This is a genomic window from Pseudarthrobacter sp. SSS035 (assembly GCF_023273875.1).
Classification (GTDB): domain Bacteria; phylum Actinomycetota; class Actinomycetes; order Actinomycetales; family Micrococcaceae; genus Arthrobacter.
Map to the genome: position 1 here is coordinate 4,038,808 of NZ_CP096882.1, position 25,587 is coordinate 4,064,394.

Annotated in this window: 27 protein-coding genes; 15 read left to right on the top strand and 12 right to left on the bottom strand. The window is 64.5% G+C overall.

The window, feature by feature from the left end:
• Positions 1–78: 78 nt before the first annotated feature.
• From MUN23_RS18725 to MUN23_RS18735, 3 genes are read right to left on the bottom strand one after another with little or no spacing between them, the layout of a single operon-like run.
• On the bottom strand, positions 79–1,281 hold the full coding sequence (locus tag MUN23_RS18725; RefSeq protein WP_248760343.1) for a TniQ family protein: 1,203 nt from the start codon (positions 1,279–1,281) through the stop codon (positions 79–81).
• The gene (locus tag MUN23_RS18730; protein WP_248764139.1) at positions 1,278–2,186 is read right to left on the bottom strand and encodes a TniB family NTP-binding protein; all 909 of its coding nucleotides are present in this window, start codon (positions 2,184–2,186) and stop codon (positions 1,278–1,280) included. Before MUN23_RS18730 ends, MUN23_RS18725 begins: the two co-directional genes overlap by 4 nt.
• 2 nt (positions 2,187–2,188) lie before the next feature.
• Positions 2,189–3,862: a Mu transposase C-terminal domain-containing protein gene (locus MUN23_RS18735; protein WP_371875936.1), complete on the bottom strand. Its 1,674-nt coding sequence runs from the start codon at positions 3,860–3,862 to the stop codon at positions 2,189–2,191.
• 537 nt (positions 3,863–4,399) lie between these two features.
• Here MUN23_RS18735 and MUN23_RS18740 point away from each other — a divergent pair.
• Together MUN23_RS18740 and MUN23_RS18745 are read left to right on the top strand one after the other, a co-directional pair.
• Positions 4,400–5,071 carry a hypothetical protein gene (locus tag MUN23_RS18740; RefSeq protein ID WP_248760345.1) on the top strand — a complete coding sequence of 224 codons (672 nt, stop codon included), beginning with the start codon at positions 4,400–4,402 and terminating at the stop codon, positions 5,069–5,071.
• 76 nt (positions 5,072–5,147) lie between these two features.
• Entirely contained in the window at positions 5,148–6,170 is a 1,023-nt protein-coding gene (locus tag MUN23_RS18745; RefSeq protein ID WP_248760347.1) for a site-specific integrase, read from the top strand.
• A gap of 49 nt (positions 6,171–6,219) precedes the next feature.
• Here the strand turns inward: MUN23_RS18745 and MUN23_RS18750 are convergent, their stop codons facing one another.
• Positions 6,220–7,065, bottom strand: coding sequence for a YhcG family protein (locus tag MUN23_RS18750; RefSeq protein WP_248760348.1), 846 nt, complete (start codon positions 7,063–7,065; stop codon positions 6,220–6,222).
• 149 nt (positions 7,066–7,214) lie between these two features.
• Between MUN23_RS18750 and MUN23_RS18755 the strand changes: the two genes are divergently transcribed.
• A complete protein-coding gene (locus MUN23_RS18755) occupies positions 7,215–7,598 on the top strand; it encodes a cupredoxin domain-containing protein (RefSeq protein ID WP_248760350.1) in 384 nt (127 codons plus the stop codon).
• Complete coding sequence (locus tag MUN23_RS18760; RefSeq protein ID WP_248760352.1) at positions 7,595–7,996, top strand: hypothetical protein; 402 nt, start codon at positions 7,595–7,597, stop codon at positions 7,994–7,996. The genes MUN23_RS18755 and MUN23_RS18760 overlap by 4 nt, the downstream gene beginning before the upstream one ends.
• 7 nt (positions 7,997–8,003) lie before the next feature.
• Here the strand turns inward: MUN23_RS18760 and MUN23_RS18765 are convergent, their stop codons facing one another.
• Positions 8,004–9,533, bottom strand: a complete 1,530-nt coding sequence (locus tag MUN23_RS18765; RefSeq protein ID WP_248760354.1) for an FAD-dependent oxidoreductase — start codon at positions 9,531–9,533, stop codon at positions 8,004–8,006.
• A gap of 147 nt (positions 9,534–9,680) precedes the next feature.
• On the bottom strand, positions 9,681–10,151 hold the full coding sequence (locus MUN23_RS18770; RefSeq protein WP_248760355.1) for a DUF4383 domain-containing protein: 471 nt from the start codon (positions 10,149–10,151) through the stop codon (positions 9,681–9,683).
• A gap of 205 nt (positions 10,152–10,356) precedes the next feature.
• Between MUN23_RS18770 and MUN23_RS18775 the strand changes: the two genes are divergently transcribed.
• From MUN23_RS18775 to MUN23_RS18785, 3 genes are all read left to right on the top strand, one after another.
• Positions 10,357–11,175 carry a CPBP family intramembrane glutamic endopeptidase gene (locus MUN23_RS18775; RefSeq protein WP_248760356.1) on the top strand — a complete coding sequence of 273 codons (819 nt, stop codon included), beginning with the start codon at positions 10,357–10,359 and terminating at the stop codon, positions 11,173–11,175.
• Between the two features lie 68 nt (positions 11,176–11,243).
• Complete coding sequence (locus tag MUN23_RS18780; RefSeq protein WP_248760358.1) at positions 11,244–12,293, top strand: saccharopine dehydrogenase; 1,050 nt, start codon at positions 11,244–11,246, stop codon at positions 12,291–12,293.
• Positions 12,290–12,898 carry a TetR/AcrR family transcriptional regulator gene (locus tag MUN23_RS18785; protein ID WP_248760360.1) on the top strand — a complete coding sequence of 203 codons (609 nt, stop codon included), beginning with the start codon at positions 12,290–12,292 and terminating at the stop codon, positions 12,896–12,898. Before MUN23_RS18780 ends, MUN23_RS18785 begins: the two co-directional genes overlap by 4 nt.
• A gap of 74 nt (positions 12,899–12,972) precedes the next feature.
• On the opposite strand, the gene MUN23_RS18790 is transcribed toward MUN23_RS18785, so the two are convergent.
• From MUN23_RS18790 to MUN23_RS18810, 5 genes are all read right to left on the bottom strand, one after another.
• Positions 12,973–13,293: a GyrI-like domain-containing protein gene (locus tag MUN23_RS18790; protein WP_248760362.1), complete on the bottom strand. Its 321-nt coding sequence runs from the start codon at positions 13,291–13,293 to the stop codon at positions 12,973–12,975.
• Positions 13,294–13,317: 24 nt separating this feature from the next.
• Positions 13,318–13,590 carry a hypothetical protein gene (locus tag MUN23_RS18795; protein ID WP_248760364.1) on the bottom strand — a complete coding sequence of 91 codons (273 nt, stop codon included), beginning with the start codon at positions 13,588–13,590 and terminating at the stop codon, positions 13,318–13,320.
• The gene (locus tag MUN23_RS18800) at positions 13,587–14,450 is read right to left on the bottom strand and encodes an SDR family NAD(P)-dependent oxidoreductase (protein ID WP_248760365.1); all 864 of its coding nucleotides are present in this window, start codon (positions 14,448–14,450) and stop codon (positions 13,587–13,589) included. The genes MUN23_RS18795 and MUN23_RS18800 overlap by 4 nt, the downstream gene beginning before the upstream one ends.
• A gap of 244 nt (positions 14,451–14,694) precedes the next feature.
• Positions 14,695–15,843 carry an alpha-D-ribose 1-methylphosphonate 5-triphosphate diphosphatase gene (locus MUN23_RS18805; RefSeq protein ID WP_248760367.1) on the bottom strand — a complete coding sequence of 383 codons (1,149 nt, stop codon included), beginning with the start codon at positions 15,841–15,843 and terminating at the stop codon, positions 14,695–14,697.
• On the bottom strand, positions 15,837–16,553 hold the full coding sequence (locus MUN23_RS18810; protein ID WP_248760369.1) for a GntR family transcriptional regulator: 717 nt from the start codon (positions 16,551–16,553) through the stop codon (positions 15,837–15,839). The genes MUN23_RS18805 and MUN23_RS18810 overlap by 7 nt, the downstream gene beginning before the upstream one ends.
• Before the next feature lie 159 nt (positions 16,554–16,712).
• Here MUN23_RS18810 and MUN23_RS18815 point away from each other — a divergent pair, with 159 nt between their 5' ends.
• From MUN23_RS18815 to MUN23_RS18840, 6 genes are all read left to right on the top strand, one after another.
• On the top strand, positions 16,713–17,384 hold the full coding sequence (locus tag MUN23_RS18815) for a phosphonatase-like hydrolase (protein ID WP_248760371.1): 672 nt from the start codon (positions 16,713–16,715) through the stop codon (positions 17,382–17,384).
• A 99-nt stretch (positions 17,385–17,483) separates the two neighbouring features.
• Positions 17,484–18,434: a phosphate/phosphite/phosphonate ABC transporter substrate-binding protein gene (locus tag MUN23_RS18820; RefSeq protein ID WP_248760372.1), complete on the top strand. Its 951-nt coding sequence runs from the start codon at positions 17,484–17,486 to the stop codon at positions 18,432–18,434.
• A complete protein-coding gene (phnC, locus tag MUN23_RS18825; RefSeq protein ID WP_248760374.1) occupies positions 18,434–19,255 on the top strand; it encodes a phosphonate ABC transporter ATP-binding protein in 822 nt (273 codons plus the stop codon). Before MUN23_RS18820 ends, phnC begins: the two co-directional genes overlap by 1 nt.
• The gene (phnE, locus tag MUN23_RS18830; RefSeq protein ID WP_248760375.1) at positions 19,252–20,823 is read left to right on the top strand and encodes a phosphonate ABC transporter, permease protein PhnE; all 1,572 of its coding nucleotides are present in this window, start codon (positions 19,252–19,254) and stop codon (positions 20,821–20,823) included. The genes phnC and phnE overlap by 4 nt, the downstream gene beginning before the upstream one ends.
• Positions 20,824–20,893: 70 nt before the next feature.
• Entirely contained in the window at positions 20,894–22,057 is a 1,164-nt protein-coding gene (locus tag MUN23_RS18835; RefSeq protein ID WP_248760376.1) for a zinc-binding dehydrogenase, read from the top strand.
• 350 nt (positions 22,058–22,407) lie between these two features.
• Positions 22,408–22,545 (top strand): hypothetical protein, encoded by a 138-nt coding sequence (locus tag MUN23_RS18840; RefSeq protein ID WP_248760377.1) that lies wholly within the window; start codon positions 22,408–22,410, stop codon positions 22,543–22,545.
• A 6-nt stretch (positions 22,546–22,551) separates the two neighbouring features.
• Here the strand turns inward: MUN23_RS18840 and MUN23_RS18845 are convergent, their stop codons facing one another.
• Positions 22,552–23,616 carry an FAD-dependent oxidoreductase gene (locus MUN23_RS18845; protein ID WP_248760379.1) on the bottom strand — a complete coding sequence of 355 codons (1,065 nt, stop codon included), beginning with the start codon at positions 23,614–23,616 and terminating at the stop codon, positions 22,552–22,554.
• Positions 23,617–23,672: 56 nt separating this feature from the next.
• On the opposite strand from MUN23_RS18845, the gene MUN23_RS18850 reads away from it, so the two are divergent.
• Together MUN23_RS18850 and MUN23_RS18855 are read left to right on the top strand one after the other, a co-directional pair.
• Positions 23,673–24,566: a ribonuclease Z gene (locus tag MUN23_RS18850; protein WP_248760381.1), complete on the top strand. Its 894-nt coding sequence runs from the start codon at positions 23,673–23,675 to the stop codon at positions 24,564–24,566.
• Positions 24,567–24,633: 67 nt separating this feature from the next.
• The gene (locus MUN23_RS18855; RefSeq protein ID WP_248760382.1) at positions 24,634–25,536 is read left to right on the top strand and encodes a LysR substrate-binding domain-containing protein; all 903 of its coding nucleotides are present in this window, start codon (positions 24,634–24,636) and stop codon (positions 25,534–25,536) included.
• The last annotated feature ends 51 nt before the right edge of the window (positions 25,537–25,587 follow it).

Sequence of the window (25,587 nt, forward strand, 5' to 3'; positions counted from 1 at the left end):
ACGTTCGTTTAAGTGACACCCAGATCCGAAATCTGGACGATCCTGAAAACTGTCACTTAACCCGTTACTTATACTAAGTCATGCAAAGGGGTCGCCATTATCCGAATGTGACAGAAAATCGAGGGGGATCTTGAGCTCGGTGAAGGCTTCCCGGATTCCGTTGCCCGACCCTCGATTGCCGAGTCCATATAGCGCGAAGTCGTAGAGTTTTTTGGCGGTCTCCGGGTCTTCTCTGGCAGCTTCTACGGCGGCGTCAAATGCTGCGACTACCCGGTCCCACAGCTCATCCAGAGTCGGCTCCTTTTGATCACCGGCCGTTGCTGTCGGTGCGGCGGGCCGGGTTCCGTCGCCGACATTGGAGGCGGGTTCGGGCAGGAGTAGGTGGGCGGAGGTGCCCAAAGCAGTCAGTGAGCCGGCTTCGATCAGTTCCATCGCGACGGCTGCTGCTTCGAGCAGCTGTTGCTGGGCGGTCCAGTGGAGGGTTTCGAACGGTTGCCACGTATACAGGCCTGCCCGGAACGGGTGACCGCAGTGTTCCCAGACACGACGCACGTCGTCCAATTGCCGCCCGTAACCACCCTGGGCGGTGGTGAGTTCGTCCAGGAGGGTCCGCAGCAGCCGGAACCAGATGCCGGCATGAACCGGATGCCGGGGCAGATCGACGGATCCTGTCGTTATCGCCTGCCAGGTGCGCCGGTCCATGAGGGACAGCGGCTCCGGAAGCACCCGCTGATCGTTGGTGGGTGTTGTCCACAGAATGTAGTCGGCCGGATGTCCTTCATAGGTTTCGAGCCGTCGCCCGTGTACCGGGCAGCTGGCCATGACCGGCAACTGCCAGAAGAGCAGCACCGCCGGACTGGATTCCAGACACTCCGGGCATCCCCGCCGCACCCCGGTTCCCGGCAGCCAGGGCAGCCACTTCCGCGGAGCGTAGATTTTGCGCCGCTTCGGCGGCAGGAGCACCGAGAACTGGTGCACATACGTTTCGTAGGCGCCGGGGGCAGGGACGAGACTGTCGAAGAGCCATGGCACCCATCCGGTCATGGTCATGGCGCCCACGCGGGGTTGGTCAAGGCCGCTGCGCCTAGCGAGCTCTTCCAGCAGGTGCGTCGGCGGGTCCAGATCCAGCTCAGGGTCAGGGAGTTCCCGGTGGCCGAGTCCGTGCTCGAGCAGCTCGAAGGAATACATGCCATAGCTGGCGGCGATCCGCCGCAGCCAGGAGGACAGCGATTCCGTCTCTGCAGGTGCCGGGTGCAGGGGCCAGCGTTCCGGCGGTCTCACCGCAGTTCGCGTTCGAATTTCCGGCGCCGGACACTGGGACCGTCGTATTCGGCCAGGGTCAGCGTCCGGTGGTTGATGGATTCCTCGCCGCTGTCCACCGCCGCAACTGCCGCTTCCGTCAGGAGCGATGCGAGCTCCCCGATGGTTCCCTCGCTGCGGGTGAGAAGGTAGCGGGCCATGTCCTCGGCCGCCAGAGTCGAGTGCATGCGCAACGGGAAGGAGGACGAGAAGCTGGCCAGCAGGGACGAGAGGTCTGCATTGGCCTCCCACAAGGGCAGCGTCATGGGCTCAAACCGGTTTTCGAGCTGGTCATCGGAGCGGATGGCCAGATAGGCCTCGCGGGTGCCGACCCCCACCAGCGGGATACGCAGCTCGTTTCCCAGGAAACGCAGCAGGTTCAGGAATTCGCGCCGGACATCGGCCCGGCCGGCCAGCACATTATGCAGTTCGTCAATCACCAGAATCCGCACACCGACGCGGCGCAGCAGGCCGAGGGTGAGCTGTTCCAGGTCGGCTACGCGCCGGCGCGGTCCCGTCGGCGCACCGAGCGCGGCGAGCACGGCCGTGTAGAACCGCGGGATGGAAGGGTCGGAGGGCATCTGGACGCACAGCACGGGGATGTGTTCCTGGTCCGCGGCGGAGTGTGGCGGGTGCTGGCGGCGGAACCGTTCGATGATCATCGACTTGCCGTTGTTCGTCGGTCCGATCAGCAGGAGGTTGGGCATGCGCTGTTTGCCGGGCCAGTCATAGAGTGTTTCGAGCCGGGTGAGGGTCTGGACCGCCCGGGGGTACCCGATCCAGCGGTCAGCCCGGATGTGCCGGATCCGTTCCTCCGCCGGCAGGCGGGCCATGGCCTGGGCCCAGGGCTGGAGGTGGGACAGATCCGGCGGCGGGTAGTCATCGATGCTCACCACTGCTCGACCTCGTCAAAAGGACGGGCTGCTGCGGTGTCATTCGTGGGCGGGAGCATCTCATCCGGTGGCGCCTCCGGGGCCTTCACGGTCCCGGAGGCAGGGAGGTGGCGCCGCCGCTGCAGATCCCGGCGTGATCTGCGTGTTGCCCGTTGCGCCGTGGCGGTGATCTCGCGCATCTGATCGATCATGCGGAACAGTGCTTCCTCGTTGACCTGGTCGTGTCCCTGCTGGCGCAGCCGCGCCAGCGCCTGCCGGTGTTCCCACAACGTCACCGCCGGATGGGAAACCGTGCGGTACGGCACTTCCACATAGGCCGTTCCCTCCGGTTCCAGCACCCAGACCCTGCTGATGTCCCGCGGGTCCCGCCGGATGATGAATTTTTCCTCCCGGTCCCGCCGCGCAATCCACGGCTTGAGCACGTTCGCGAAGTAATGGACATGGTCGATGACAAAACCGGTCCGGGTGATTCTGCGCCGGATGACCGGCAGGAAATCGACGAGAAACGCCGCGGGGTGCGCAACGACAGGCTGCGCTCCGAACTCTCCCACCCCTTCATGCCAGCGCCCGGCCGGTGTCTGGTTCAGGGATCCGTGGATGCTGCCGTGGTAGCCGGCCACTGCCAATGTCAGCCAGCGTTCCAGCTCTATCAAGGTCAGGGCGGACATTTTGTCGGCATCGTACCCGCCGCGCTGGCCGGGGTTGGAGAAGGTCGTGCCCGGCAGTTCATGGACCCGCTGCATGGCCGTGCCGATAATGCGCTCCACGATGCCGCCGTAGTGCGGGCGGCCCGGCGGCCGGTATTTGAGTCTGATGCCGTGCTGTTCGCAGCCGCGGCGCAACGCTTCGCTCTTAAATTCCGCGGCGTTGTCCAGGAACAATGCCCTGGGTTTGCCGCTCATCGGCCAGGCCGCGTCCACGCCCAGTGTTTCCAGCCAGGGCCGCTTGTCGCAGGCCATATGCGCGATGCACAAGCCCACCGACACCGACGACGGCGCCTCCAGGGTCACGACCATTCCCAGAAGGCACCGGCTGTAAACATCGATGGCAACCGTCAGGTAGGGCCTGCCGATGGGCTGCCGGTCCCGGTCATCGACGACGATCAGATCAATCACGGTGTGGTCAATCTGCACCTGGTCCAACGGCGCCACGATGGCCGGCACGTTCCCGCCGGCCGACTGCAAGGGCCGGATGGCGTCCCTGCCCTCGCGGCTGCGCCTGACCTCCACCGGATGCAGCCGGACGATCCTGCGAGTGACAGTATTCAGCGCCGGCACAGGAAGCTCCCGGGTCCGGCACGCCTGAACGACCTCGCGATAGAACGCCGCCCGGGAAAGCTTTTGCCGCGTCAGGTAGTGCTTACGGACCAGCTCGTCAATCACGGCCTCGACGCGTTCAGGCAACCGGCCTTTGCCCTGGCCTCCGCTGGAGTGTCCGGGGGCAACATCCGTCACCACACCGCTGCCCTCACGGTAGCGTTTGATGAGCAGATACACATGCCGCCTGGAGATACCCAGCTCCCGGGAAGCTTCGTCGACCGCCTGTTTACCGATGATGCTCAACCCCGCCAACGGCGCGATGACTTCAGCCCGCCGGCGTGCCAGTTCCCAGACCGCATCCGGCATGGTCAGCAAACCGTGCCCACTGATCGGTGTTGATTCCGGTTCCAAGCCAGTCCCTACTCGTGCAGCGGACTTAATTACGGGCGACGCCGCGACCTCACGTACCGGGCCACGTCCAACGATCCTCTCCCTACCGGCAGGAAATCAAGGATTATCGGTACGGACCGGCGGATTGTGCTGAGGTCTCCTGAAATTCCGTGCTGACCACTGTTGACAAAAACACTCGGTGAGCAGGACTTCGGACATTCGTGTACTCGCCTTCGGAAAATGACATTCGAGCAAGCGCATCCGCATGAGTGCGATGTACGTTTGCCCCGAACGATGAAATGCCCGGTGAGGGTGCGACAACTGCAACGTTCGAACTTGCTGACAACGGTGTGGTCTTGAAAACATCAATCTTTCCGAAATCGGGATGATCCTGAAAGTCGGCGACAAACGCCCCGAGACTCACCGACAAGCCAGGTATGCCTGCGGCGACGCGATCGTTGGTCCTGGGGCGGCGGTCCTGGTGGTGAAGGCTTGGCATAACGATCCAACCTTGAAGGGTGGCGCATAAGCGCCACAACTCAAGGTTGGAGGGCTGCAATGGAGAACCAGATTGTCACGGTGGCCGATCTCGTGGGGGCGATCATCGCTGAGATGGAGCGGCGGAACTATAAGCCATCCGTCATCAAGCAATACCGCATCGTTTGGGACAAGCTGTGCGGGCACTCGGGAGCGATGCCTGTGGGTGCCTTCAGCGTTAAGCACGGCATGGACTTCTTGGAGGACGTGCTCCACATCCGCTCGCACCCGCTGAGCGATGCGACCTCCTATCGGTGGATGAAGGCGATTTACCTGTTGAGCGACTTCAAGCGGACCGGCGTCCTGACGCTCCGCAAGCCTGGACGGAACTTCGTGTTCAGCGGCGCAGCCGCCGCCCCGTTCCAGGCGTATGTGGCCAACATGGCGGCGAAGGGCATGTCGTCGGCGCACATCCGTAACTCGAGCACCTACCTAGAGAGGTTGGCGGCGTTCTTGGACCACGCTGGCCTGGAGGACATTTCCGGGCTGGAGCCGGTTCATGTTCACGGGTTCGTCGAGAGCTTGGCGGTCTACGAGCTGCCGACGATCTACAACATGGTGTGCGTCCTGCGCACAGGGCGACACGGTGTGCGTCCTGCGCACAGGGCGCCGATGTCTACTGGGCACTGCCGAGCCTGGCCACCTACCTCGGCCACGCCTCGGTCACAGCAACCGGACAGTACGTCCGCCTGATCCCGGACATGTTCCCCGAAATCACCGCCGCCGTGAGCGCCATCGCCTCGGGCGTGATCCCAGGAGGCGAGCCCGAATGACCACGCACAACTTCCAGCACTTCCTCAGCGAGTTCCTTGCCCGGTTCCTGCCCGGCGCGGTGGGCGCAGCGACGAACACAATCATGTCCTACCGAGACACATTCACCTTGCTCCTCAGGTACTGCAAGACCCGCGAGGACATCACCCCCGAGCGCATGACGTGTGACCTGTTGACGAAAGACCTCGTGGAACGATTCCTGGCCTGGCTGGAGGCCGAGCGGGGCTGCGGCGCAACGACCCGCAACCAGCGGCTGGCCGCAATCCGGTCATTCTGCCGCTACCTGCAAGCCCGGGACGTCGAGCGGATCGGGCAGTACCAGCGTGTCCTGGCGATACCAAAGAAGAAGACCACCACCGCCCCACCCCGCCACCTCTCGCTCGACGGGATCCGGCTGATCCTCGACCAGCCCGATACCACCAGACCCGCCGGGCGACGCGACCTCGCGCTGCTGGCGTTGATCTACGACACCGGCGCCAGGGTCCAGGAGATCGCCGACCTGACCCTCGGTGACCTGCGGACCGATCCTCCCGCCACGGTCAAACTCACCGGCAAAGGCGGTAAGACCAGGATCGTGCCGCTGATGCTTCCGACAGTCGCACTAGTTCAGCGTTACGCCGACGGCGCTGGTCTCACCGGGCCCGCCAGCAGGTCCCCGCACCTGTTCCCCAACCGCGGCGGAAAGAAAATGACCCGAAGCGGCATCGCCTACATCCTCGATAAGCATGTGGCCGCCGCGAGGTTAGCCAACCCCGTGGCATTGCCGGACACGATTTCGCCACACACCCTCAGGCACAGCAAAGCGAGGCATTTGCTTCAAGCCGGAGTCAACCTCGTCTACATCCGAGACATCCTCGGCCACGCCGATCTGAAGACCACCGAGATCTACGCCCGAATTGACGGCGAGATGAAGCGACGGGCACTCCAGAGCGCCTTCACCAACCTCACCCCGCCCGATGCCATGCCCCTGTGGCACCAAGACAAGGACATGCTCACCTGGCTGACCAACCTCGGACGCTGACCCCCACCACAGCGGGGCGTTATGCCAAGAACCCCTTCAGCGACTGCTGTCAACACGCCAGCACGAACGAAGACCTCGGCATAACGTTCCGCTGCGCATAACCCAGATACTCCGGCTTGAAGGCGGTGGCTTTCAACTCGACCACGACGAAGCAACGCAGCTTGAAGTTATAGAAGAGCAGATCGGCGAAAAACTCATCGGCGCCGATAGTCAACCGGACTTGCCGGGCGACAAAGGCAAACCCGTGGCCGAGTTCACGCTCATTCCGCCTGCCTGTCATGGACACGAAGTCGAAGACGTAGGGGTCCTTGAATGATTGCTGGGCAAGATCCGAGTCCGCCGGCGGCAACGTCGCTTTGAAGTTGGTGATCGCCTTGCCGGAGCGTTCGTGGAGTTTCGACTCGATATGGTGTGCCAGTACGTCACGAGACCAGCCATTCTCGACGGCGGCAGCTGCGTACCAGAGCCGTGTTTCGGGGTCGTTGAGCTTATGGATCAGCGCGAGGTGGTGGTACCAGGGCAATTGTGCAAGCGGCGCTTGCACAATTGCCTCGGTAGGCCATGTTTCAGCGAAGGCCCGCATGTACTTCAGGTTTCGCGGCGAGAATCCGGTTGCTTCGGGAAACTGCCGCTTGAGATCAATTGAGAGCCGGTCGACGATTCGGGCGCCCCAGCCTTCGAGACTTTGGCGTTCCAGAATGTCCGGCCCGATCGCCAGATAACTGCGCAGCATTTCCTGGTTCGCAGCGGCGATCGCCTTGGAACGGCCAGCCCTGACTTTGCCCGTGACGGACGCCAGCAAGTCCGGGTACCAATCCGGCATGCTGGACGCCGTGGGTGCTGTTTCAACGATGCTGGCATCGACATGTGGAGCGGTACCTTTCGTGGCTGTCATTTCCCCTGAACCTATCTGCGGGCACTGACATTCACCGCCGTCGGCCCCCTTCACCGAACCGCAGGCGCCATTTCCGTCTGATGCGCGCACAATAATAGGGACAGGCAGGGCCTGGCCGGCCCTGGTTTCCGGAGTCGAGGACGGTCACCGTGAGAGCGTTTCAGGCCAAGGCCACAGTGCTGCTGATGGCGGCGCTCCTTTTGGGCGGTTGCGGCTCCGGCACCGGAAGTCCCGCGGCGTCCCCCGGGCCGGGGACAGCGACGACGGGAGCGGTCACCCCTGGAGCGCCTGTTATCACCATCAAGGACTTCGAGTACGGCGCACCGCTGACCGTTGCGCCGGGCACAATTGTCACGGTCACCAACATGGATTCAGCGGGCCATACCGTCACCGCGGACCAGGGCCAGGCATTTGACGTGGATGTCCGCGGAAGCGGCGGGACGGCCACGTTCACGGCGCCATCGGCACCCGGCTCCTACCCCTACTACTGCACCTATCACCCCAATATGCGCGGGACGCTGATAGTTAAATGAACATGACACTCAGGGTACTGACGGCACTGGCATTGTTCATCGATGCCGGGGTACATATTTATCTGGCCCCCGGCTACCAGGCGGCTTCGCCTGGCGGAATCGGACAAGGAAACTTGTTCTATCTCGAATCGGCCGCGGCGGTGCTGTCGGCGCTGTGGGTTCTGTTCCGAGGAAGCAGAGCCTCCTTTGCCCTGGCCCTTGTGGTGGCCCTGAGCGCATTCGTGGCCGTGGTGTTGTACCGGTATGTGGATATCCCGGCCTTCGGACCCTTCCCTGCCATGTATGAGCCGGTGTGGTTTTTTGAGAAGTCCCTCAGCGCCGTGGCTGAGGGAGCCGGAGCGCTTTTGGCCGCTGTGGGCCTGGTGCGTACCGCCCCCAAACGCCGGTCCGGCAACTAGCGGGGGATCAGGGCATCTGCGCGGGTGGGAGGCTCTTGGCGGCGGGTCCTTGGATGACGGTGCCGTCGGTGGAGAATCGGGAGCCGTGGCACGGGCAGTCCCAGGTGGCGTCGGCGGCGTTGAAGCCGACGGTGCAGCCCAGATGGGTGCACGTGGCGGAGACGGCGTGGACCTGCCCGTCTGCGTCTTTGTAGACGGCGGTGCTCTCGCCGTTGACGGTCATGACGTTCCCCTGACCTGGCGACAGTTCCGTGTGGCCGGGCCGGCCGCGGAGTTTGCTGGCCACGACAGCTGATACGGTTTTGAAGTTTTCCTCCGCGAACCGTTTCGCGCTGGCTGCCGGGGTGAACCGGTTGCTGTTGAACACCGAGGCCCAGGGGTTTTCCCGGCCGCTGAGGGTGTCGGCAAGAATGAGGGCGGCAGCGGTTCCATTGGACAGGCCCCATTTGCGCAGGCCGGTGATCACGTACACGTGTTTGGCGGCGGGGGACATGAGTCCGGCGTAGGGCAGCCCGTCGAGCGGGATGCCGTCCTGTGTTGACCAACGGTAGTCGATCTTGTCCACACCGAGGCGGTCGTGGGCGAAGGTGGCGAGTCTGCGGTAACGCGCGGCTGTGTCGCCGGACTCGGACACGCGGTGGCCCTCGCCGCCGGTGAGCACGTAGCTTGTGCCGTTGACGCTGGTGGTCAGAATGGATCGCATCGGTTCGTCGGCGCTGATGAACGTGGCGTCCAGGGGTGGCGTGTCCACGCATCCGGCGACGAGGTAGGAGCGGTGCGGATGCGACCGCAGGTAGAACAGGCCCTGGCCGCCCCACGGCACATTCGTAGCGACGATGATGCCGCGGGCCCGGACGGTGCCGTGTTCGGTATCGACGACGGCCGGGGAACCATCGTGGACCTGCTGCGCCCGGGTCTGCTCATAGACGAAGCTGCCCTCACCGTTGACCGCGCGAGCGAGACCCCGGAGGTATTTCACGGCATGGATTTGCGCCTGCCCGTCGAATCGGACCGCACCCTTGACCGGGAAGGGCAGCGGCACGTCGGTGGTGAAAGCGGCGGGCAGGCCGAGGCTGGCGGCAAGGCTGGCTTCGGCGCGCACGCGGCCGAGCGCGTCGTCGGATTCGGCGTAGGTGTAGTTGGCGACGCGGCGGAAGTCGCAGTCGATGGCTTCGGCGGCCACGAGTTGCGCGACGTGTTCGACTGCGGCCTGGTTGGCTTCCCCGTAGACACGCGCGGTGTCGTTGCTGTGTCGGCGCGCAAGTTCCGTGTAGGCAAGGCGGTGAAGGGAGGTGACCTTGCCGGTGGTGTGGCCGGTGACGCCGGTTCCGACGCGGGCGGTCTCGATGATCGCGACGGTCCGGCCGGTGCGTTTGAGCGCCAACGCTGCGGTCAGCCCGGCGATGCCGGCCCCGATGACCGCGACGTCCACCTCCAGATCCCCCCGCAGGACCGGATAATCGGTGGTTCCTGCGGTAGCGACCCAGAGGGAGCGGGGTTCACCTTCCGGCCGTCCACTGTTCGATGAGTCATTCACTGCGTCACCTCAGGATCACCCGGTACTTCTCGGCTGTGTTAAGGCTGCGTCAGCAGCAGCCGACGCCGAGGGACTGACGGCGACCGTCCCGAGGATTGTGTACCCAGGGGGACGGCCGCCGTCGTCGGTTTCCCACACACCGTGGAGTTATGAGGTGCTTCCCTTCGTCTTCTCCATGGCATCCCTGCCCAGCCAGAGGCCCAAGCCGATCATGCCGAGGCCCAGAACCAGGTGCAGCCAGTTGTCAGCAGTGTTGAACGGGACGAAGTTGGCCGCCGCGTTCATGTCGATGACCAGGCCGTAGATCCACAGGACCAGGTACACGATGCCGCCGCCGAGCAGGTACCAGCGGGCCATCGGGTTTGTCCGGGCCATAACGATCCCAGCCACACCGAACAGCAGATGCACGATGTTGTGCAGCACTGACACTTGGAAGACGCCGAGGAGCATGGCCCCGGACTCATGTCCCGCGAAGGTCATGGCGCCGTAATTGGTGGTGATTCCCGGGATGAATCCGAGGACTCCAACCAGCAGGAAAACTGCACCGATACCGATGGCGGTGTTGTGAAGTGTCAACCCCATCATGTGGTGTTGGGCAGGGTGTGACGCGGTAGTCATTTTGTCTCCCTTTCGCGCTGGTTGCCGGCTCTTCAGATGGAGAGCCGGCCTTGCGGCAAGGAGTCGCAGGAATCCTGCCGACGCCCACATCGTACTCCGGAAAACCGCGGGTGGGCAGGGGTAACAGTGCCCTGGGGGCCTCACCCAGGCGTTGACCGCCGCGGCCATCTTTCCCAGACGTCGCCGTCGCTGACATGCTGGTAGGGTGACTTCGATCTTGACCGAACCACCCCGTACCGCGCTCACCTGGAAACTGGTGCCAGCGGTCCTGCTCTCGGTGTCCGGAGTGCTGCTATTCGGCGTCGAGTATGACCTCATGGGCTACGGCGTGCTTGCGTTGAGCCTCGTCACGGCCGCAGTCATCGACCGCGAATTCCTACGGCACCTTGCGCTGATTGCGGCGGGAATGGTGATCATCAGCCTGGTTCCGCTGAACGCTGATTTGAGCATCCCGCACATGACGCTCATGGGTGGTGCCCTCGCGTTGGCCGTGCTGGTGCCGTGGCTGGTGTCTCGTTTCGCCTACCGCGAGAGGATCATCAAGTTTCCGGTGAACACGGGCCGCAAATGGCCGTTGAGCGCAAAGCTGTACCTGATTGCTGTTGTGGCCCTCGGCTACCTCATCCTGCCGGTCTACCTGATCCGCACCGGGGTGTATCAGAACTGGCCGGACGCCTCCGACCCCGCCATCTTCTGGCGCCTGTTTCTCGGCGTCAACGCGGTTGGAATTTGGGACGAGCTGTTCTTCATCTGCACCACATTCACCCTGCTGCGGCGGTACTTCCCGGACTGGCTCGCCAACATCCTGCAGGCAGTGGTCTTCTCGTCCTTTCTCTGGGAGATCGGCTACATGGCCTGGGGACCGCTCCTTACGTTCCCGTTTGCGCTGCTGCAGGGGTACACCTTCAAGCTGACCAAGTCGTTCACCTATGTTGTGACGGTGCACTTGGTCTTCGACTTTGTGCTGTTCCTCGCACTCGTGCACGCGCACAACCGCGACTGGCTGCCGATCTTCTTGTATTGAGGCTGCCCCCGTGTGATGAGGTTTCTAAGTGTTAGCTTTTTAGGTCATATGACCTAGACTTTTTCTCTATGAACGACTTTCTTGAACATCAACCTGGCGGTCCCGTCCTGATCGTGGGTGGATACGGCACTGTTGGAACAGCCCTTACCGGGCTCGCCGCGCCTCTGTGGCCCCTTGTCCTGACTGGTAGAAATCCCGACGGCGGAGCCGCTCTTGCCGAAGAGCACAACGTGGCTGTGCGGAAGTGGGACCTCGACGACCCTGCGCCTTTCGCCGCCCCGGCGCGGGCCGTCATCAGCGTTGTCAACGATCCCGATGACCGGGTTCTGCGGGCCGCCGTCAGCGCAGGAATCCCCTATGTGGACATCACCCGCTGGACGAGCCGCCTCACCAAGGCTGCCACGCAGGCAACGCTGCTCGGCCCGACTGCGCCGGTACTGCTGTCCTCCGGATGGATGGGCGGCGTGATCAGCCTCGTTGCAGCAACGTTGGCGGAAGATGCGGACGGTGCACAACAGGTCGATGTTGCCATCCGCTACGACACCAATGACCGGGCCGGGGCGGACTCCGTGGACTTTATGGACCGGCTGGGGCACGACTTCGAGGTCCGGAAAGATGGCAGGCCAGTGATCGTCAGCCCGTTGAGCGACACCCGCTCGGTGGATATTGCCGGACACCGTACGAAAGTTGCACGGCTGGACACTCCCGAACAGTTCACCTTCCCCATGACCCTCGGCGCCGGGACCGCCGCCACCCGCATCGGCTTCAGCTCCAACGCATCGACGTCGGCCCTCTTGGCGGCTAAGGCGGTGGGGCTCTTCCGCTGGGGCCGAGGAAGGCGTTGGACGTCCGTCAGGCGCTCACTCCTGTACTCGCCGGGCAAGGGCGGCATCGCTCATGTCCGCGTTGATGTTCAGGGACGGAAAGGTACCCGAACCGCCCTGATTTCGGACCCGCTCGGTCAAGCCCACCTCACCGCGCTCGGTGGGTTCCTCGGGCTGCGCAATGTCCTGCATCAGGACTCACGGCCTGGCGTCAGCTTCCCGGAGAGCACTCCCCGCCTGGCCGAAATGCTCGCCGAACTGGAGCTGCACGGTGTGACAATATTGCGGTCATGACCGGAACCAAGGGCGCCCTCAGACAGACCACGATCCTTGATGCCGCTGAGGAAGTACTGGTCGCCAAAGGCAACGCCGGCTCCGCAATGAGGGATTTTGCGGCCGCGGCGGGGGTCCGGGTCGGTCACCTGCAGCACTATTTTCCGACCAGGGCAGACCTGATCCGGGCCGTTCTTGATCGCTCGCTCAAGCGCTCACTTCAACGGCTCAAGGAAATGTCCGGGATCGGCGTCGGAGACGGTCCGGGCGCAGGCGAGCTGCTGACGCGGCAGCACTCGGAGCGGTTGTTTACCGCGCTCCTGGCTGAACACTCGGATCCGGCCGGAGTCGGTATGCACGTTGAGGTCTGGGCCATTGCCGCGGCAGACGAGCAGATTGCCGCGGTGGTCAGGGCCTTTTATGCCCAGTACGCCGAGCATGTAGCTGATCTTGTGGGGCGCGCCAGGCCCGAAGTCGGGGAACTACAGCGCAACGCAGTGGCCAGCACCGTGGTTAGTCTCTTTGAGGGCGCGGCTGTGACGCGTTCGGTCATCGGTGGCCTCCGTGCGGAGGGTTCCGATGCCGAGCTGGTCCGCACAGCACAATGGCTGGTCCACGGCTTCTGAAGCCGCTCCGCAAGCCGAAGGCCAAACAAAGTCATCTCGGCCGTAGGGATGTTGGTTGTTGAGCTTGCCGCAACCTATCCCGATGGACGTACTGGCTGGCGCAGCACCGTCCTTAGCTTCCCCGGAGCCACTCGCTTGGGGTCGTCCAGGTAGATCTCGTGGTGGTTCCCGTTTGGAACCAGGTCATGGGCGGGCAGGAACTTACTGTGCAGCCTGGCAAGGGTCGGCACCTCCCCGCTGTTCGGCCCCACGTGCATGATCTGGGCGCACAGGCCTTCGTGAAAGCTTTCGATCCGCAGGCTGGCCGGCGGTTCACCCATGCTTGCTTTCGCCTTATCCACGGCATCCTCAAACATCGCCGCCGTCAGCCAGCCCGGTTCAAAGACGATCATCATCCGCCAGTTCAGTTTGTCTCGGTTTCAGTGGATGAAGTCCTGGATATCGTCCGCCCACCAAAGGCCTTCCAGCGGTGGTTCCACGAAGTGCTTGCCCATTTGTTTTCTGGCGAAAGGCTTCATGGGGTCGATGACTGCATACAACCACTTGATGGCGTCTGCGAACGCAGGACTGTCTGGCCCGCCTCGCCCGTCGACCATAACGAATCGCATCTCTGGCACGTCCACCAGGACGAAATCGGTGACGGGTGGCAGGTACAACTCCGTCAGCCTGGCCCGCAGGTCTGCATCTTTCACATGGCCCCCATCCCGGCCAGGTGCGCGCATGCGTCCCACAAGCGCTTCCGGGCTTCGGGGTCCGCTCCCATTCCGGGCGTCGGGAGTTCCTTGCGCTTGGCCCATAGCTTTCCGGAGACTCCCGCTGTTTCGCGTGATGTGGCGAGCCAGAGCGGTGTATCTGCCGCCTTTTCTGCCGGTGCTCCGAACGTGTTCGTGATCCAGCGGAATGGGCCCCCGACGTCCTGCAGCAGCGTCGTGTTCTTGACCAGTCCCGGATGGGCGGCATTGGCGGCCACGCCTGAACCGCGCAGGCGCTCAGCGAACTCCTGCGTGAGCAGAACCCGGGCCAGCATTGTGGGCGGTGTCGAGCGAAGGTAGCTGTACTTGCCGCCTGCCGTCTGGAGGTCGTCGAAGTTCAGCCTGGCATTGCCATACCGCGACGCGATGTTGACGATGCGGGAATTGCTGGGTGGTGCGGCTGCGCGGTGCGTGAGCGCCTCCAGCAGCAGGTTGGTCAGCAGGAAGTACGCCATCACATTCGTGGCGAAGGTCAGTTCGAGCCCATCGACGGTCACGTCCCGCTCCTTGCGGAACACACCTGCTGTGTTGACCAGCACGTCGAGCCGGTCGTGGCGAGACAGGAAGTCGGCCGCCGCCGCATGGATCGAGGACTGGTCGGAGAGGTCACAGACCAGTGGCTCAAGTTTGGCGCCCGGAACGTGCCGGCGGATGCCCGCCATCGCCTCGCTCGCCCGGGTTGTTGATCGCCCCACCACGACCACAAAGGCACCCTCGCGTGCAAGGCCGGATGCCACAGCGCCTCCCAAGCCGCCAGCCGCGCCTGTCACCAGTGCCACGGTTCCGTCCATGGATGCCATCGCCTCGCCTCCTGACGCCCTTCCTTGTCGTGCCGATGTGGTTGCCGTGGAGACCGAGGGGGCTTCCAGCGCTGTTTCTCACCTCGTCAACAGCACAGCACATGTGCAGCGGATTGACCAGACTCGTGGATATGGCCAGCGCAACAAGCATCTGAGCCGCGGTCAGACGGTCCCGTCGAGGCTCGCCGGCAGCCTGACGGTCCTGGACCCGGGCCTCGGCATTCCCAAAACCACTGGCTGGACGCTATGGGTTCTCCAACGCTGTGAAGGTCCGAACCACACGCGGGCCGGAATGTGCGTCGGTGCAAACCACCAGGTCAGCCCGCCTGCCAGCCTCCAGAACTCCGCGGTCATCGAGGCCGACGGCGGCAGCCGGGTTGGCGCTGATCATGCGGATGGCAGCGGGCAGGGACGCGTGCCCTAACCTGGCAATTTCAAAGGCCGCTGCCAGCAAGCTGGACGGCAGGTAGTCCGAGGCCAGGATATTCAGGCAGCCAGCGCGTGCCAGATCCAGTGCCGAGACGTTCCCGGAGTGGGATCCGCCCAGCAGCACATTCGGTGCCCCGGCAACCGTGTCAATGCCAAGCTGCTTTGCGTGCAGGGCGGCCTCGATGGTGGTGGGAAATTCCGCTATGGACGCGTTCCGGGCGGCCAGTTCGTCGATCTCTGCCGGGGTGACGGCGTCGTGGCCCATGAGCCGGATGGACTTCGCCGCAGCGAGCCCGCCAAGCCAGGCGAGAATTTCCTCGCGGAAGGGAAGTTCCTCGTCCCGTGAGGCGATCAGCTGGTCAACATGCTCCGCTGCACGCCGCTGGTCCATGTGCTGGGCATCCTGCAGCCAGCGTTCCATCACTGTGCGGTCGCGGTATTGCCCCTGCCCAGGGGTGTGGTCCTCGTAGGAGACAAGCGGGGTCTGCTCCCCGTTGAGCTGTTCGCGGAACATGTCCACGCCACCGCGGCTGCGCACATCCAGGCGGTGAAGCACACGGTGGTCCATCCGCGGTTCCGGGTAGCGGGTCACAGCGGTATGGACTTCCGGCGCGCGGGGGGAACCAATGGGAATCCCGACGGCGGACTTCAGTTGAAATGACACCGCATGGAACGCCGTGGTCACCCCGGCAGCGAGGAGATTTCCTTCGGCCGACTGGATGGCCAGTTCAACGGGTAGGGAAGCGCCCGGCCGGGGCCGGTATTCCCGTGCCAGCGCATCGCTATGCAGGTCCACCAGGCCCGGCAGGCACAGCCGTCCGCGGCCGTCGATATCCGCCGTGACGCCGGCAGGGTGTTGGCGCACCTCCTGGATGACGCCGTCGGCGATGCTGATCAGCTGGTCCTCCAGGATGCCCTCCGGAGTCACCGCCCGGACATGTCCCAAGCTGTACCGTGCTACCACTTTCCCACTTCTGTCACTACGTCGAAAACGTCCGGACGCAGGTAGCTTTCCACGTATTCCAGCTTTTCCCCTGTTTCGGCGCAGGACACGAGTCCGCGCAGCAGGATCTGCGGGGGGCGCCCGCGCAGACCCAGCGCTTCGGCCACTTCGGCCGGAGGGGAGGAGAGCCGGCTTTGGCTCCATTGCCGAACGGGGATGTAGCCGTAGTGCCGGCGGAGCACCTGGTCCAGTGAGCTGTCGTCCTGGAGTGTGGCTGCCAGCCGGGGCACGCGGGCGGAAGGCAACGCCGAGGTTGCCGTACTCACGGGGGCGCCGTCGATGAAGCGGACACGGTCCAGCACCGTCACCTGTGCATTGGCAGGCAGGCTCAGGATTTCCCGTTCCTGCGCCGTTGCCGGGCGGGTTACAGGCTTGCTGTTATGGGTGCGCGGGTCCCCGCCGGCCGCACGGACTGTCTGCGTGAAGGAGGGAGCAATGTCGGTGCCGATCCGGTACTCGTAGCGCTGCGTGCGGAACGTGCCACTGCCCTTGACGCGGCGGATCAGCCAGCGACGCTCCAGCTCGTCCAGCGCCGCCCGGATGGTCTGCCGGTTGACACCGAAGGCTGCCCCCAGAATGTGTTCGGAGGGGAGCGGCTGGTGCGGGGGCAGTTCGGAATACGTCTCAAGTATCTGTTGAGACAACTTGAGATAGGTGGGTTCATCTTGCATCCCTCAATGATAGCCGAATGTGACAGCAATCCCTTATGAAACCGCGGTTGAAACGCTATATGAACGTTTGGCAAACGACCCTAATCTGTCTAGACAAATATCGATTTGCGCCTGCATGCTGGATACAGCTGCACATCGCAGGACGAACCCCAGGAGCAAATGATGATCAAACTTGTGTGCCTCGACATGGCCGGAACCACCGTGCTGGACGGCGGCGTAGTGCAGGAAGCCTTCGAAACGGCCGTTGCCGAAATGGGTCTGGTCCCCGGCTCCGAGCAGAACCGCAAGGCAGTCCAATACGCCATCGAGACCATGGGCCAGAGCAAGATCGAGGTCTTCACCGAAATCTTCGGCGGGGACGCCGCAGCCGCCGCGGAGGCCAACCGCAGGTTCGAAGAAGCCTACGGACGCAGCATCGCCTCCGTGGGCGTCACTGCCGTGCCCGGTGCCGTGGAAACCATCAAGGAACTCAAGGCCAAGGGCATCAAGGTCGTCTTGACCACCGGCTTCTCGCCTGAGACCCGGGACAGCCTGATTGGCGCCCTGGGCTGGGAGGAACTCGTGGATGACGCGCTCTCTCCTGCGGACGCCGGACGCGGCCGCCCGGCCCCGGACATGATCCTTACCGCCATGATCCGCCACGGCATTGAGGATGTCCGCGAAGTCGCCGCTGCCGGCGACACCACCAGCGACCTCCTGGCTGGAACCCGTTCCGGTGCCTCCGTGGTGGCGGGCGTGCTGACCGGTGCCCACAGCCGGGAGGAACTCGCCGTCATGCCTCACACCCACATCCTGGAGTCCGTCACGGAACTGCCTGCCCTCCTCGGTTAAGACGCCAGCAGCCGATCAAGACCGGGTGGGCCGCCCCCTCCGGCCAGCCCGCCCCTCCTTCGCGCCACCCCACACCCTCACCAGAACAGGTTCCCTATCATGAAGCGCATATCCCTTGCTGCCGCTGCCGCCCTCGCCAGCATCGCCCTCCTCTCCGCTTGCGCCCCTGCCGCGCCGGAAGTAAATGCCGGCGGGTTCCCTTCCGAGCTCGTTGTCGGCGTCATCCCCAACGAAAACTCCAGCGACCTCTCCAGCAGCTACGAGCCACTGATCAAGATGCTGGAAGAGGAAACCGGCTCCAAGGTCAAGCTTCAGCAGGCAAGCGACTATGCCGGCATCGTTGAAGGCATGATCGCGGATCGCGTGGACATCGCCTTCCTCGGCCCGTTCTCCTACGTCATCGCCACCACCAACCAGGCCGACATCAAGCCGCTGGGTGCCCTGGCAGCCAAGAAGGGCCAGCCCGCCGGCTACTACTCCCTGGGCATCACCCAGGGCAACAACACCTCGGTGGACAGCATCGAGGACTTCGCAGGCAAGGACACATGCTTCGTTGACCCGGGCTCCACGTCCGGATTCCTCTACCCGTCTTCAGGCCTCATCAAGGCCGGTGTTGCCACCAGCGGCAAGGAATCGGACATCAGCGCAGCACTCAAGCCCATCTACGCCGGCAGCCACGATGCGTCCGCACTCTCCGTAAAGAACGGCGACTGCGAAGTGGGCTTCGCCATGCAGTCCATGGTGGAGAAAACCCTGCCGGGCAAGGGCGAACTCCAGGCCGGCGAGCTGAAGTCCGTGTGGACTTCCGACATGATTCCGGGCTCCGTCTTCGCCGCCCGCAACAGTCTCGGCGAGGAAACCACCACGAAGCTGACAGCCCTCTTCACCGAGAAGGCCAACGCCGACTACTTCGAGTCCAAAGGCTACTGCACCGGCGCCGAGTGCCTGATCACCGGCGAACACGCCTGGGGCGTTGTCCCGGCCGCTGACGCCGACTACGACGGCATCCGCAATGTCTGCGCGGCCACGAAGTCCGAAAAGTGCGAATAGTGACTGACGCCCGTCCAGCCCGGGCGGCAATAGCCGTACCTGAACGCGAAATCTCCATCCGCACCAAGAACCTGCGAAAAAGCTTCGGTGCCTCCCAAGCTCTCAAGGGCGTTGACCTTGAAGTCGCCAAGGGCGAACTGACAGTGCTGCTGGGGCTCTCCGGATCCGGAAAGTCCACCCTCCTGCGCTGCCTGAACGGCCTGCACTCCATCACCAGCGGCGAAGCCACGGTGCTGGACGAACCGGTCCACGAGTCACACAACCGCCGCCTTCGTGCCCTGCGCTCCCGCGTCGGCTTCATCTTCCAGCACTTCAACCTCGTAGGCCGGCTGAGCTGCCTGGAAAACGTGCTGATCGGCGCCACCGGCAGGATCCGCGGACCGCGCTACGGCGTCCTGAGCTACACCAAGGCCCAGCGCCGCGAGGCGCTGACCCACCTCGAACGCGTCGGCCTGGGCGAGCTGGCCTTCCAGCGTGCGGATTCGCTTTCCGGCGGCCAACAGCAACGCGTGGCTATCGCCCGCGCGCTGATGCAAAAACCTGAACTCATCCTCGCCGACGAACCGGTCGCGTCGCTGGACCCGGAGAACGCGGCCAACGTTATGGACCTGCTCTTCCAGGTGTGCTTGGAGAACCGGATTACCGTCGTGTGCACACTGCACCAGGTGGACCTAGCCCTGAACTGGGCCCACCGCATCATCGGCCTGCGCAATGGCGAAAAGGTCATGGACCAGGCCGCCTCCCAGCTGGACCGCGAACAGGTTCTGAACATCTACAAGCAGATCGACCCGGAATTGAGCACGGACGGACCGGAGCAGTGAACAAGACCGCCACCCGCGCCAGGCTCGAGCCGTACCCGCCCGCGGTGAGTCCATCGCCGTCGCTCTGTCCCCCCTTCTCCCGCGAGAAACTCACCCTGTGGATCCTGTTTGCCACGATCATCCCGCTGACCGCCATCAGCGCCAACCACATCGAGTTCGACCTGCGCGCCCTCGGCGGCGGCTTCGAAGACGTGGCCAACCTGATCGCACGCATGCTTCCGCCAGAGGTTAGCGATCCCCCGCGAATTGGCGAGCTCCTCCTCGAAACGCTCATGATGGCTCTGCTCGGTACCGTTCTGGCAACCGTGCTGTCCATCCCGCTGGCGTTCCTGGCAGCCGCCAACACCAGCCCCCACCCGCTGGTACAGCGGGCGGCGCGCATGATCATCACCATGTGCCGCGCCGTGCCGGACCTGGTCTTTGCTGTCCTCTTTGTCCGGGCCCTCGGCATCGGCGTCTTGCCCGGTGTCCTGGCGCTGGCCCTGCACTCGGTCGGCATGATGGCCAAGCTCTTCGCGGACGCCATCGAACAGATCGACGAAGGCCCCCGCGAGGCCGTGCGTGCCACGGGAGCAGCCCGCCTGAGCGAGCTGGTCACCGGTGTCCTGCCGCAGGTCATCCCCGCGTGGATCGGCACTTTCATCTACCGCGTGGACATCAACCTGCGCACCTCCGTGGTGCTCGGCTTCGTCGGCGCCGGCGGCATCGGCTTTGCGCTCCAGGACGCCCTGCGCGGACTGATGTACGAGAGCGCGATGGGGATCGTGCTGATCATCCTGGTGATCATCGCGGCCATGGAGGTTGTGGCAATCGGCCTGCGCCGGACCTTGTTGGACCCCGCCTCGGGCAGCGGCCCGGCACCCCGGGCCATACCGGCGTCGTCCTCCGTGCGGCCGCCGTGGACGCGCGACCGGATCATCCGCACGGCCACGGGCGCGGCAACTGTCGGGGCGATCGTCTGGTCATTCGTCCACCTGCGCATCAACCCGCTGGCGCCCATCGCATCCGGCGGCGAACTCATCGCCGTCTTCGGACGCCTGCTCCCGCCGTCGATCGATGGAGTGGAGGCGGTGCTGTTCACCGCGGTGGTGGAAACGCTGGCCATCGGGCTGGTGGCCACGGTGCTGGGCGCCATCCTGGCTGTGCCCGTGGGAATCCTCGCGGCCGGCAACATCTCGCCCTCCCGTCCGGTGTACTGGGCGGCCCGTGCGGTGGTGCTGGTGGTCCGCGCCATCCCGGAACTGATCCTGGCAGTCATCTTCGTCGCGGCGATCGGGCTCGGACCCATGGCCGGTGCCCTGGCGCTCGCTGTCGGCACCATCGGCTTTCTCGGCAAGCTCGTGGCGGACTCCATTGAGGAGATCCCCTCCGGTCCCATCGAGGCCGTCCGGTCCGTGGGCGGCGGCTGGTGGGACCAGTTGTTCTCAGCCGTCATTCCACAGTCCCTGCCGCAGCTGGTTGGTCACTGGATGTACATGCTGGACGTCAACATCCGTACCTCCACGGTGCTGGGCATCGTCGGCGCCGGCGGAATCGGCTTCCTTCTGATGGAGTCCATCCGCGCCTGAACTTCGACGTGGCCGGAACGATCATCCTGATCATTTTCGTCATCGTCTTCGCGATCGAAAGGCTTTCCGCATGGATACGCACACACGTCCGCTGACCGTCTCCGCCCAGGTCTGGACCGGCGGACAGGACTTCGAGCCACAGGACCTGCCGGCACCGGAACTCGCCCCCAGCGAGGCACTGGCCAGAATCGACTTGGCGACTGTCTGTGGTTCGGACATGCACACAGTCTCCGGCCGACGGCCCGGGCCCTTCCCCGGGATCCTCGGGCATGAAGCGGTGGGCACCATCGTCGCCACCGGACCGGGCGGCGTCCGTGACCACCGCGGCAGGGAACTCACGCTGGGAGACCGGGTGGTCTGGAGCGTGACCGTTGCCTGCGGCGAATGCGACCGCTGCGCCTCGGGGATGACGGCGAAATGCCGCACCCTGCTCAAGACAGGCCACGAACCGCTGGACGGTGCCTGGGGCCTGTCCGGTGGCTACGCTTCGCACATCCACCTGCCTCGCGGCATCACTCTGGTATCGGTTCCGGACGGAATTTCCGATCTGGCCGCGGCACCTTCCGCCTGTGCGACAGCCACGGTCATAGCCGTCCTCGAGGCGGCCGGTACTCCCAAAGGCCGGCGCGTACTGGTCAGCGGCGCCGGGATGCTGGGGATCGTCGCCTGCGCTGTGGCCAGCTCCCGCGGCGCGGCATCGGTTGAGGTCCGCGATCTGAATCCCGAACGCCTGGAGCTTGCCCGCAAGTTCGGCGCCACCCGGACCACGACTACGGGTGAGTACCTTGGCAGCGGCGCATACGACGTCGCCGTGGAACTCTCCGGCGCACAATCCGCTGTTGCTTCAGCGCTCGCCGCGCTCGATACCGGCGGCCGGTTGGTGCTCGCAGGCTCGGTTTCTCCCGGACCAGCGGTCGCGATGGACCCAGAACGCATGGTCCGGTCCCTCCTCACCGTGACCGGCGTGCACAACTACGAACCTATACACCTTCAACAAGCCATGGACTTCCTCGACGAGACCCGGAACACACATGACTGGGATTCGCTCGTGGAAGAGCCCCGCCCGCTTTCGGAGCTGGGCTCCCTGATGAAACCCTCCCGGGGTGGCCGGCTGCGAACATCGGTCACGCCTTTCCTTCGCCGTGGTCGAGAGCAAACATCACCGCCTGGACCAGAACAGTCCGGGGGACTTACACCACCAGCCGCAGCGGCCTTTCGCCCAACCTCACCGTGATTTCCTGGCCCCAGGATGCGGTCAGCCGGTCTGGTCCATGCCGTCACCGAAGACCATCAGCTGGTCGGATGCCACCGTGAACCGGAGCGTTTCGCCCGCCTCCAGCCCACCCTCGGTCAAGGAGACTCCGGTGATCGAGGAGGGCCAGGCCTCCCGGACAAACCAGGCGAGCTGGGGTCAGCCGGTGCCGGCAAGGCGCGGCCTCAGCATTCGAGGGCAATCGATGCGCACCCGCCTTGGCGCCTGTGCCTGTGCCTGCGGAGACGATCACCCCGGACGAGGACTGCCGTTCGGTCTGGCCGTCCGGGGCGGTGAGCTGATACCGGGCCGACTGGTGCGAGGCGTGCCCGATGAAGATCTGGCGGATGACCGCGGGCGACGCCGGCCGCCCCACAGCTCTCTTCAGGCTCGCCGAAACGGCCCGCCCGACGGCAGGCCAGCCCACGCATGCCGTGCTGAATCTGCCGCTGATGCGCCCGCGTAACTGACGCCCCCTAGTGACGGGGGAGCGTGGGATCCCGCCGTGGCCTGGGCTTCACCAGTCGCCCGACGGTACCAACTGCGGCGTTGCGGATTCCTGAGCCGGTATCCATCATGGCGAATTGGCCCATCAGGCGCGAGGCCGGTACGAGCCGCTGAGTCCGCGCCCGTCGCTCCTTGTCGAACACGGCAAGACCCGCCTCGACAGAGGAGGCCTGTGCCACGGCCCGCCCCAGCGTGGCCCCATCAACGATGGCCTCGCAGGCCCCGCGTCCAAGGAAGGGCGCCATTGCGTGGGCGGCGTCGCCCACAAGCGCAGTGTTCCCGGTGACAAACGAATGCAACTTTGGCGTCTCGAAGAGTCCGTGATGCAGGACTGCAGTCTTTTCGATCCTGCCGATCAGCTCCCGCACCCCGCCGTGCCAGGTGCCGAAATGGTTCACTATGTGGGGCAGGTGCGGTCCGTCAAACGTCCGATCGGCGCGGATGCATGCATACCAGTTGGTCGCATCAGGGCCTGCTGGCGTGATGCCGAACAGTGCCCCGGGGGCCCAGGTCTCGCCGTATTCGGCCACAGCGCCCTTGACGGTGCCCCGCCAGGCGACGGCTCCAAGGGAACGGGCGGGGAACCGGTCACCGAACATCCGCTGCCGGGTGCGGCTGAACGTGCCGTCTGCACCGACCACCAGCTCCGCATCGTCCAGCTGTTCGGCCTCGATGACCTGCGTGTTGAAGCTTACGTCGATGTCCCGGGCAAGAGCGGCGAGCAACGCAGGCCGGGAGACCAGGTTCACGTCGGCGCCCCCGGGAGCGGTCAGCAATGTCCGCCCCGCCGGCGTCCACAGTCGGGTTCCTGCGCCAGCAGCAATATGCGCCCAGCCGACAGCGCGGCGCGAGGCGTCAACACCAATACCATCGAGGGCCTTCATGGCGGCCGGCCACATGCCCAGCATGGTGCCCGACGTCGGCAGGGCCGCGGCCTGCTCCAGAACTGTCACTGACCAGCCGTGACGCTTCAGGGCCCGTGCTGTGCTCAGGCCGCTGATGCCCGCACCGATGATGACCGCTGAATGTCCCACGCCTCAAGGGTACAGACCCACCCACCCAAGCCGCCGGACCTGCGAGGATTGCTCTCATGCGTGAAGTTGTCGTCCTCGGCACAGCCTCCCAAGTCCCGACGCGGACCCGCAACCAGAACGGGTACTTGTTGCGTTGGGACGGCGAGGGCCTGCTTTTCGATCCCGGCGAAGGGACCCAGCGGCAGATGATCCGTGCCGGCGTGTCGGCCACGCAGATTACGCGCATTTGCCTCACCCACATGCACGGTGACCACTGCTTCGGGCTACCCGGCGTGCTGTCGCGCATGGCTCTGGACGGCGTGAGTCATCCGGTCCATCTGCACTATCCCGCCTCGGGTGAGGATGTGGTCCGCGCGCTCGTAGCCATCAGCACGCCGGGGATTGACCTGAAGCTTCACCCGCATGGTGGCGCGGGAACGATCTCACCCGGCCTTGAGGTCCGGCCGCTGCGCCACCGCATAGAGACCTATGGCTACAGGCTGACTGAACCCGATGGGCGCAGTCTCCTTTCGGGAAGGCTGGCGGCGGCCGGCATTTCGGGTCCGGCCGTCGGGCGCCTGCACCGCGACGGAAGCCTGGCAGGCGTACGGCTGGAGGACGTAAGCGTTCCCCGTCCCGGCCAGCGCTTCGCCTTTGTTATGGACACGGCACTGTGTGCCGGTGCCGAGGAACTGGCCGACGGCGTCGATCTCCTCGTGGCTGAGTCCACCTTCAGCGACGACGACGCCGATCTCGCCAAGGAGTACCGTCACCTCACTGCGGGGCAGGCGGGGGAGTTGGCGGCCAGCGCCGCCGTCGGAACGCTTGTCCTCACACACTTCTCGTCACGGTACGGCGACGACGTTACGGCGCTCGCCCACCAGGCCAGGGCCCGTGCCGGCGAGGCGGCCGTGGTAGCGGCAAATGACCTGGATCGGATCGCTTTTCCCAAACGGCGGCACTGGTCCTAATCCAAGTCAGGACGTCCTGCCCTGGTGCCTCGTACGTTTCGGACATCAGAGTGTACATTCTGAGTACATGACTGAGATCCGATGGCTTGAAGCATTCGTTGCGGTTGCGGAAGAACTCCACTTTGGCCGCGCAGCGCTGCGTCTGCACACGTCACAATCCCCGCTGAGCCAGACGATCCGGAAGCTCGAGACTGACCTCGGGACGCGGCTTTTTGAGCGCAACACCAGAAGCGTGGCGCTTACGCCGGCGGGGTACGCCCTCCTTCCGCGGGCGTACCGCGTGCTCCAGGAGATGCGGCTGGCCCGCGAAGCCGCCCAGGCAGAGGTTGCCGGTATCCGGGGCAACATCAGAATCGGCTTCTCCGGTGCGGTGAACCATTTGACTCTCCCGCCCCTCACCCGCGCTGTGCGGCGGCGGCACCCCGACATCAAGCTGGACCTCACCAGCAGGGTGCGGACAGCCGATGGGTTGGCAAGCGTCGCAAACGGAACGCTTGACCTTGCTTTCGTCGGCCTTCCCGAATCCCCGGTGCCCACGGTCATGACGCGGCTGGTTGCCAGCGAGGAAATCGGGGCGGTACTCCCGTTGGATCATCCGCTGGCGCAGGAGAAGTCGATACCCCTGCAGGCATTGGCGGGTGACGACTTCATCTCGCCGCCAACGGACGGATCGTCCTCGATGACTGAAGTGATGCTCGCATCCTGCATGGCAGCGGGATTCCGCCCCCGCATTGTCCAGGAGATGTCGGATCCATACATGGTTCTGACCTTTGTGGCCGCCGGTGTTGGCGTCACGCTGATGAGCAGCGGAATTGCGGGCATCATTCCCTCTGGCGCGACGTACGTGGCCCTGGATGAGCCGCAGCACTACATGAATCACGCCATCGCCTGGTCCTCCGAGAATGACTCCGCCGTGCTGGCGGCCGTGCTCGCCGTCGTGGAAGAGATCTTTCCCGCTATCAACAGATGAGCGCAATATAGTCCAATAACAGCATAGTGATAGATCATTTTAGTCGTGGAC